The 569-nt window shown below is 79.1% G+C and carries 1 pseudogene; it reads left to right on the top strand.

From position 1 onward, the window contains the following. A pseudogene (locus tag CR470_RS38380) lies at positions 1-569 on the top strand (protein kinase); the annotation flags it as partial.

The raw sequence follows: 569 nt of genomic DNA, 5'->3' as shown, positions 1-569 counted from the left end.
CCGCTCCCCAGCGGCTCGCCCGCACCGCGCCCAGGGACGGGCGGGCCGCCTCCCGGGCCTGGGAGGAAGCCGTCGCGGGCGGCGACGAGCCCGCCGTCTACCGGGGCCCCGCCACCCCGCTCGCCGCCGAACGCGCCCGCCAGACACGGATCGCCGTCGTCGGAGCCGTCACCGAGCGCTGGGCCCCCGAGCAGGCGGGCCCGGTCCACGAGAACTGGCAGCTCGCGCCCCCGATCGGCCCTTCCACCGACCTGTGGGCGCTCGGCGCCCTGCTCTACCGCGCCGTCCAGGGCCACGCCCCCTACCCCGAGGAGAACGCGGCCGAGCTCGTCCAGATGGTGTGCGGGGAGCCGCCCGCCTTCGCGGAGGAGTGCGGCCCGCTGCGGCCCGTCGTCGAGTCGCTGCTCCGCCAGGACCCCACGGAGCGGCCGGACTTCGAGGAGCTGCGCGGCTGGCTGCGCTCGCTGGTGCGTTCCGCTCCGGAGCCGGAGGCGGGCGCCGACGTCGTGCCGCTGCCCGCGTCCGACGCCGCCCGGCTCCCCGTCGTACGCCGCCGGGGCGAGCTGGTC

The organism is Streptomyces sp. rh34 (assembly GCF_002551245.1).
Taxonomy (GTDB): Bacteria; Actinomycetota; Actinomycetes; order Streptomycetales; family Streptomycetaceae; genus Streptomyces.
The sequence above is the reverse complement of the archived record's forward strand: the minus strand, read 5'-3'. Positions and strand labels throughout refer to the sequence as shown.